The organism is Streptomyces sp. C, assembly GCF_000158895.1.
Classification (GTDB): Bacteria; Actinomycetota; Actinomycetes; order Streptomycetales; family Streptomycetaceae; genus Streptomyces; species Streptomyces racemochromogenes.
Genome location: NZ_GG657750.1, coordinates 949,205 through 956,675, shown reverse-complemented (window position 1 = coordinate 956,675; position 7,471 = coordinate 949,205). Strand labels below are relative to the sequence as shown.

The window sequence follows — 7,471 nt, the reverse complement described above, 5'->3', positions numbered from 1 at the left end:
GAACGGTCGGGGCGCCCTCGGGGCCGGGCAGGAACCCGTACACGGACTGGGTGCCGTCCGGGGTGTCGAGCAGCGCCACGTCCCGGAAGCCCTCGGCGCGCAGCGCGTCCGCCACCCAGTTCGCGGCGGCCTGGCTCTCGCTCTGCGGGAACTGGGCCCAGTCCGCGACCGACTGGAAGGCCACCAGCTCGGTCAGCTCCGCCTTGGCGCGGGGCATGAGCGAGGCGACGGTCTCGGCGATCGGATTCTGGGACATGGGCACGCTCCTCGTGGGTGCGACGTTGTTGTGGGTGCCGGGGTACGGCGAATGCAAGGCGAAAGGCTGTCACGATCCTCGCACAGAGGGACGAGGCGGCGGCTCGCCGTAGGATTTCCACGGCATCGGAGCAACCGGGTGATCAGGAGCAGCAGCACATCGTGAGCAGCGACGACGACGTGAACGGCGCGAACGCAGAGCAGGCCGCTCGGGGGGCGGACGAAGGAACCCCGGCGGAGGCGGTCGGGGAGACGGCCGAAGGGGCGGGCGGCACCGCCGCGGACGGCGCGGCGGAGGTGTGGGACGTCGTCGTGGTCGGCGCCGGACCGGCCGGGGCGTCGGCGGCGTACGCCGCGGCCTCGGCGGGCCGCAGCGTCCTGCTGCTGGAGAAGGCGGAGCTGCCCCGGTACAAGACCTGCGGCGGCGGCATCATCGGCCCCTCGCGGGACGCCCTCCCGCCGGGCTTCACGCTGCCCCTCAAGGACCGCATCCACGCCGTCACCTTCTCCCTGAACGGCAGGCTGGCCCGGACCCGGCGCTCGAAGAACATGCTGTTCGGGCTGATCAACCGGCCCGAGTTCGACGCGGCGCTGGTCGCGGAGGCCGAGAAGGCCGGCGCGACCCTGCGTACGGGCACGGCCGTCTCCCGGGTCGAGCAGCACGGCGCGGCAGTGCCGGACCGGCGCACGGTCGCCGTGGTGCTCGCGGACGGCGGGACCGTCCTGGCCCGCGCCGTGGTCGGCGCCGACGGCAGCGCCAGCCGGATCGGCGCCCACGTCGGCGTGGAGATGGACCAGGTGGACCTCGGCCTGGAGGCGGAGATCCCGGTGCCGGAGACGGTGGCCGAGGACTGGAAGGGCCGCATCCTGATCGACTGGGGCCCGCTGCCCGGCAGCTACGGCTGGGTCTTCCCCAAGGGCGATACGCTCACCGTCGGGGTCATCTCGGCGAAGGGCGAGGGCGCGGCGACCAAGCGGTACCTCGACGACTTCATCGCCCGGCTGGGCCTGGCCGGCTTCGAACCGGCCCTCTCCTCCGGCCACCTGACCCGTTGCCGGAAGCCCGATTCCCCGCTCTCGCGCGGCCGGGTGCTGGTGGCGGGTGACGCGGCCGGGCTGCTGGAGCCGTGGACGCGGGAGGGCATCTCCTTCGCGCTGCGCTCGGGCCGGCTCGCGGGGGAGTGGGCGGTCAAGGTCTCCGAGGCGCAGGACGCGGTGGACGCGCGCCGGCAGGCGCTCAACTACGCCTTCGCGGTCAAGGCCGGGCTGGGTGTGGAAATGGCCGTCGGCAAGCGGATGCTGACCGTCTTCGAGTCCCGCCCGGGGCTCTTCCACGCGGCGCTCACGGGCGTGCGGCCGGCCTGGATGGCCTTCGCCCGCATCACCCGGGGCTCGATGACGCTGCCGGACCTGGTCCGTACGCACCCGCTGGCGCGCAGGGCCCTGCACCTGCTGGACGACCGCCAGGCGCGCGCCCGCCGCGGATAGCGGCCGGAGCACGGCGGACGACGCGGAGCGCCGGTTCCCCTCGGGGGGGCCGGCGCTCCGCCGTGCCCGGGGTGGGAGGGAGGCGGGAGAGCGGCCCGGGGCGGCGGGGGGTGGGCCGAGCGGGCGGCCGGGCCGGCGGGGGGTGGGCCGGACCGGCTGGGGGTGGCCGGGCCGGTCAGTGGGACACCGTGATGCGGAAGACGGGGTGGTCCCCGGCGGCCGCCCGGAGCTCGGCGTCGGTGGACTGGGCGGTGACGCCCTGGAAGAACCGGTTGACCTCCCACCCCCACTTCTCCAGGTAGGCGCGCAGCACGGCAGCCTTCTGCTCCGGGTCGGTCAGCTCCTCGGCCGTGAAGACGCGGACCTTGCGGCCGACGCGCAGCTCGCCGCCGCCCGCCACGCGCATGTTGCGGACCCACTGGGAGTGGCCGCGGGCCGAGACGAGGTACTGCCCGCCCTCGTAGGGGTGCGGGTTGACGGGGATGCGCTGCATCGTGCCGGAGGTGCGCCCGCGCACCGAGAGCTCGGCCGTGCCGGCCAGGCTGATGCCGAGGCGGGCCAACTTGCCGAAGAGGGCGTTGAAACGGACGGCGAAGGGGCCGGCCTGGACGTAGTAGGGGGCGGGCGCGTTCATGAGGGTCCTCCGGGCGGTGTTTCGAGAGCACTGCTCTCGCTTGAGATCAGTGTGCACGGATCGGTGCATCAAAACAAGAGCAGTGCTCTCGATATGGATTGCTGCTCTTGTTTTCGTGCACTGCTCCGACCGCGTGGCACACTGATCCACATGAGCACCGTGCGAGGGGCCAGGGAACGGGCCCGTATCGAGGTCACCGCCGCCATCAAGGACGAGGCGCGCCGCAGGCTCGCCGCCGAGGGCGCCGCCAAACTCTCGCTGCGCGCCGTCGCCCGCGAGCTGGGGATGGTCTCCTCCGCCCTCTACCGCTATTTCCCCAGCCGCGACGACCTGCTCACCGCGCTGATCATCGACGCCTACGACGGCCTCGGCGCCGCCGTCGAAACCGCCGACGCCACCGCCCTGGCCGCCGGCGCCACACCCCGCGCCCGCTGGACGGCGGCCTGCGGCACGGTCCGTACCTGGGCGCTGGCCCACCCCCACGAGTACGCCCTCGTCTACGGCTCCCCGGTCCCCGGCTACAGTGCCCCGATCGACACCGTCGGTCCCGCCTCCCGCGTGGGGAACGTCCTCATCGGCATCGTCCGCACCGCCTACGAGGGCCGTGGCCTCGCCCTGCCGCCCCTGCCCGACGCCCTGCGCCCCGAGGCGCAGCGGATGACCGCAGACTTCGCCGAAGGCCTGCCGCCGGCGGTGACGGCCGCCCTGGTCGCGTCCTGGGCGCAGCTCGTCGGCCTGGTCTCCTTCGAGCTGTTCGGCCAGTTCAACCGGGTCGTCGAGGAGCGGGAGGCCTTCTTCGCGCACGCCGCCGGGCAGCTGGCGCACTCGGTCGGACTGCCCGCCGTGTGACCGGACCGTGCGGGGCCGCGGTGACGAGTCGTTCGTCTGTTCTTCATACCGATCCGGGTGGTTCGGCTCTCACCGGGTTCCCGCGCGTCTAGTGTTCCTCGGGACCCCGCCCCCGCCCCCGCCGCAGCCGGAGGAACAGCCGTGGCCCCCGCCCGCGTACTGAAGGCCCTGTACGCCGTCGCCCTGATCGTGCTGCTCGCCGCACCGGCGCCGGCCGTACCCGCCTCCGCGAGACAGGCGGAGCCGTCGCCGGCTCCCGCTCCCCGGACACCCGGCGTGCGCGGCCTGGAGATCGGCGTCCCCGCCTACGTGTGGGCCGCCGACCCGATGCTCACCGCCCTCACCGCCGCCACCCCCGCCGCCTCCGTGGTCGTCCTCAACCCCGGCAACGGCGACGCCGCCTTCGACGGCCCCTGGCGGGCCCGCGCCGACGCCCTGCGCGCGGGCACCACCGCCACCGGCGAGAAGACCAGGGTCCTCGGCTACGTCCACACCGACCACGGCAACCGGGACCTCGCGGCCGTCAAGGCCTCCGTGGACAACTACCTCAAGCCCGCCGGGGAGGACGACGGCCGGCTCCACGTCGACGGCATCTTCTTCGACGTCGTCAGCCGCGACTGCGGCCCCGGCAACGTCACCCGCGACCACTACGCCGCCCTGCGCCGCTACGTCCAGGACGCCATGCACGCCGTCGACCCGGACGTCGACGACCTCGTCGTGAACAACCCGGGCACCGCCATCGCCGACTGCTACCTCGAACCGGGCCACCGCACGGCCGACGTCTTCGTCACCTACGAGGACACGTACGCGGCGTACACCACGGGCGGCTGGCAGGGGAACGTGTTCGACGCCCGGGGCGGCTACCGCCCGGGCACCGAACTCGACCCGAGCGGGACCGCGTTCTGGCACCTCGTCCACGAGGTCCCGGACAGCGCCGCGATGCGCACCACGCTCCGTACCGCCTTCGACCGCGGCGCCGGGTACGCGTACGCGACGAGCGCGGCCATGCCCAACCCCTGGAACACCAGCCCCTCCTGGAAGTACCGCCCCCAGACCGCCTACGCGGCCACCCTCGGCGGCACGGACCCGTCCGGCTGACCCGTCGGTCCGACTCGGCCGGCCGAAGAGGCCGGCCGAAGAGGCCGGCCGAAGCGGCTACGGGGCGCCGAAGGGGCCGTCGGGCGCGAAGGCGCGGTCGGCGAAGCGCGTGCCGATCAGGCGGTGGGTCTCCGGATCCGGGTGGAGGCCGTCGGGGAGGGGGAGTTCGGCGAAGTCGGCCCCGCCGTAGAGGTCGAGGCCGTCCAGGTGGTGCAGGTTCGGGTCGTCGGCGGCGCGCTCCCGCACGATGCGGGCCAGTTCCTCCCGGACGGCCTTGAGGGTCAGCTTGCCCGCGGCCGCCTCCGCCGGGTCCCCCGCGGCCCGGAACCGGAGCCTGCCGGCGGCGAGTTCGGAGTAGTCGGGGGCGCTGGGCCCCGGGGTGTCCTCGTGGATCGGGCAGAGGATCGGTGAGACGACCAGCAGCGGGACGCCCGGGTGGCCTTCGCGGACGGTGTCGAGGAAGCCGTGGACGGCGGGACCGAAGGCGCGCAGCCGCATCAGGTCGTGGTTGACCAGGTTGATGCCGATCTTGACGCTGATCAGGTCGGCCGGGGTGTCCCGCAGGGCCCGGGCGGTGAACGGGTCGAGCAGGGCGCTGCCGCTCAGGCCGAGGTTGACCAGCTCCACCCCGCCGAGGGAGGCGGCCAGCGCCGGCCAGGTCGTGCTGGGGCTCGCCGCGTCGGAGCCGTGGCTGATCGAACTGCCGTGGTGCAGCCATACCCTGCGGCCCCGCTCCGGGGCCGGCTCGACGGGGGCGTCGGTCCGCAGGGCCACCAGCTCGGTGACCTCGTTGTGCGGCAGCCAGATCTCCACGTCCTTGACCCGGTCCGGCAGGCCGGAGAAGCGGACCGTGCCGACCGGGCCGGGGATCCGCTCCTCCTGCCCGGTGGCCATGTCCACCATCAGGACGTGCCCGCCGGTCACCGTGCCCTGGCCGGCGAGCCGGCCGTCGACCAGCAGGTCGTACACGCCGTCGGGGCGCGGCGGCGCTCCCCGGTAGGCCGTCTTGGTCCGTACGGCGTCCAGTTCGACGGTCGTCGCCCGGGTACGGAAGACCAGCCGCACGCCGGAGGGCTGCGCCTCCGCCTTGGCCAGCTGCCCGTCGGTGCACTGGGCGCGGGCCCGGGCGGGCAGCCGGTGGGGCAGCAGTCCGAGCCCGGTGCGTTCCACCTCCAGGGCGCCGCGCAGGAGGCGTTCCTCGACCGGGGTGGTGATCCAGTCGGGGGAGTGCGGGGAGGAAGGGGAGTGCGGGGAGGAAGGGGAGTGCGGGGAGGAAGGGGAGGACGGGGAGACACCGGAAGCCATGGTGCCCACCCTGCCAAGCCGCCCCCCGCCGCGCACGCCCATTTCTGCCGGCCGCCCGCAGCCGGCCGCCCGTCGCCCGTCGTCGGCCGGCGGGATCCCGTAGCCCGGCGTCCGCGGCCGCCGCCGTCAGATGCCCGCCGTCTCCTGCCACAGCCGGGCCAGGGACTCGTCCCCGCGTACGCCGGGGCCGGCGAGCGGGAGCCGGTTCCACAGGGCCGCGTACAGCCAGGACGCCTCGCCGGTCACCTCGCAGTGCGGCTCCTCGCCGGTGTCGCCCCGCACCGTACGGGCAGGCTCCTTCGACAGGTGCACCGTCCACACCGCGCCCGTGTCCGCCGCCCGGACCCGCAGCACCCGGGGCTCCTCGGTCCGCACCCGGCTGCTCGGCCGGGCGTGGAAGCCGGTCAGCAGCTCGTCCACCCCGTCCTCGGCGAACTCCGGGGCCACCTCCGAGAAGGCGGTCCCCCGCGCCGACTCGGCGTCGAAGCGGTGCACGGTCGTCTCGTGCGCCTGCCGCCGGGCCCAGAACGCCAGCGGCGACGGCGGCGACGTCGGCAGGAAGGTGAAGCAGGCCACCCCCTCCGGCGCCTCCGCCAGGGTCCGGACCAGTTCCGCGTGCCCCTCCCGGAACCAGGCCAGTAGCTCCGCTCCCGTCAGCTGCGGCGGCTCCGGGAACGGCACCCGCTCCACCAGGCCCTCGCGCACGAACCCGGCGGCCCAGCGGTGCACGGCACCGGTGTGCCGCAGCAGGTCGGCGACCCGCCACTCGGGGCAGCTGGGCACGAGGGCGTCCGTACCCGCCCGTTCGGCCTGGTCGGCGAGGAGTTCGCCCTCCCGGGCCAGGGTCTCCACGTATTCGGTGATCTTCATGCCGCGAGTGTGCCAGCCGCCCCCGACAATGGAAGGGTGGACGGGAAACTCCCGCCGCACGGGACACCGTCGCCGCCCGGGAAACCCTTCCCGCACGGTGAACTCTTCCCGCGCGAGCGCACCGAGATCGCACCCGGCGCCGTGCACCTGCCCGAGTGGCTCGGGCCCCGGCGCCAGCGGGAGCTGCTCGCCGCGTGCCGGGAGTGGGCCCGGCCGCCCGCCGGACTGCGCACCGTACGCACCCCCGGAGGCGGGACGATGACCGCCCGGCAGGTGTGCCTGGGCCTGCACTGGTACCCGTACGCGTACGCACGCACCGCCGTCGACGGGGACGGGGCGCCGGTCAAGCCGATGCCCGCCTGGCTCGCCGAGCTGGGGCGGCGGGCCGTCACCGCCGCGTACGGGTCGCCCCCGCCGCCCTCGGAGGCGTACGACATCGCGCTGGTGAACTTCTACGACGGCGACTCCCGGATGGGCATGCACCGCGACGCCGAGGAGCGCTCCGGGGCCCCGGTGGTCTCGCTCAGCCTGGGCGACTCCTGCCTCTTCCGCTTCGGCAACACCGCCTCGCGGGGCCGCCCGTACCGGGACGTCGAGCTGCGCAGCGGGGACCTGTTCGTCTTCGGCGGCCCGAGCCGGCTCGCCTACCACGGCGTGCCCAAGGTGCTGCCGGGCACCGCCCCGCCGGGGCTGGGGCTGACCGGCCGCCTCAACATCACCCTGCGGGTCGGCGGCCTCGGGACGTAGCCGGGGCGAGGGGCGGCCCCCGATCATGCGAGGATCCCCTCATGAAACGGCAACGGGGCCCCGCTGGGGGCGGAGGACGGGAGCACGGCGTCGGCGGCGTCCGCGAGGACCAGGCTGGAACGCGGCCGCGGCGCACTCGGCCCGGCGCTGGAACTCGTCCACACCGGCCGGGCCCCGACCCGGGCGGTGCTCACGGCCGAGCTCGGCGTCACGCGCGCCACCGCC

7 protein-coding genes and 2 pseudogenes are annotated in these 7,471 nt (G+C 74.8%); 5 read left to right on the top strand and 4 right to left on the bottom strand.

The window, feature by feature from the left end; all coding sequences use genetic code 11:
• Positions 1-256, bottom strand: a pseudogene (locus tag SSNG_RS04230) (dipeptidase); the annotation flags it as partial.
• Between the two features lie 296 nt (positions 257-552).
• On the opposite strand from SSNG_RS04230, the gene SSNG_RS04225 reads away from it, so the two are divergent.
• Positions 553-1,743 (top strand): geranylgeranyl reductase family protein, encoded by a 1,191-nt coding sequence (locus SSNG_RS04225; protein WP_007262560.1) that lies wholly within the window; start codon positions 553-555, stop codon positions 1,741-1,743.
• Between the two features lie 175 nt (positions 1,744-1,918).
• On the opposite strand, the gene SSNG_RS04220 is transcribed toward SSNG_RS04225, so the two are convergent.
• On the bottom strand, positions 1,919-2,377 hold the full coding sequence (locus tag SSNG_RS04220) for a nitroreductase/quinone reductase family protein (RefSeq protein ID WP_042800511.1): 459 nt from the start codon (positions 2,375-2,377) through the stop codon (positions 1,919-1,921).
• Between the two features lie 150 nt (positions 2,378-2,527).
• On the opposite strand from SSNG_RS04220, the gene SSNG_RS04215 reads away from it, so the two are divergent.
• Complete coding sequence (locus SSNG_RS04215; protein WP_042800510.1) at positions 2,528-3,226, top strand: TetR/AcrR family transcriptional regulator; 699 nt, start codon at positions 2,528-2,530, stop codon at positions 3,224-3,226.
• Between the two features lie 141 nt (positions 3,227-3,367).
• A complete protein-coding gene (locus SSNG_RS04210; RefSeq protein WP_241694989.1) occupies positions 3,368-4,324 on the top strand; it encodes a spherulation-specific family 4 protein in 957 nt (318 codons plus the stop codon).
• 57 nt (positions 4,325-4,381) lie between these two features.
• On the opposite strand, the gene SSNG_RS04205 is transcribed toward SSNG_RS04210, so the two are convergent.
• On the bottom strand, positions 4,382-5,629 hold the full coding sequence (locus tag SSNG_RS04205) for a GDSL-type esterase/lipase family protein (RefSeq protein ID WP_007262556.1): 1,248 nt from the start codon (positions 5,627-5,629) through the stop codon (positions 4,382-4,384).
• 126 nt (positions 5,630-5,755) lie between these two features.
• Positions 5,756-6,499 (bottom strand): maleylpyruvate isomerase family mycothiol-dependent enzyme, encoded by a 744-nt coding sequence (locus tag SSNG_RS04200; RefSeq protein ID WP_007262555.1) that lies wholly within the window; start codon positions 6,497-6,499, stop codon positions 5,756-5,758.
• Between the two features lie 126 nt (positions 6,500-6,625).
• Here SSNG_RS04200 and SSNG_RS04195 point away from each other — a divergent pair, with 126 nt between their 5' ends.
• Both SSNG_RS04195 and SSNG_RS41070 read left to right on the top strand, forming a co-directional pair.
• The gene (locus tag SSNG_RS04195) at positions 6,626-7,246 is read left to right on the top strand and encodes an alpha-ketoglutarate-dependent dioxygenase AlkB (protein WP_050779832.1); all 621 of its coding nucleotides are present in this window, start codon (positions 6,626-6,628) and stop codon (positions 7,244-7,246) included.
• 63 nt (positions 7,247-7,309) lie between these two features.
• Positions 7,310-7,471: pseudogene (locus SSNG_RS41070) on the top strand (ROK family protein); the annotation flags it as partial.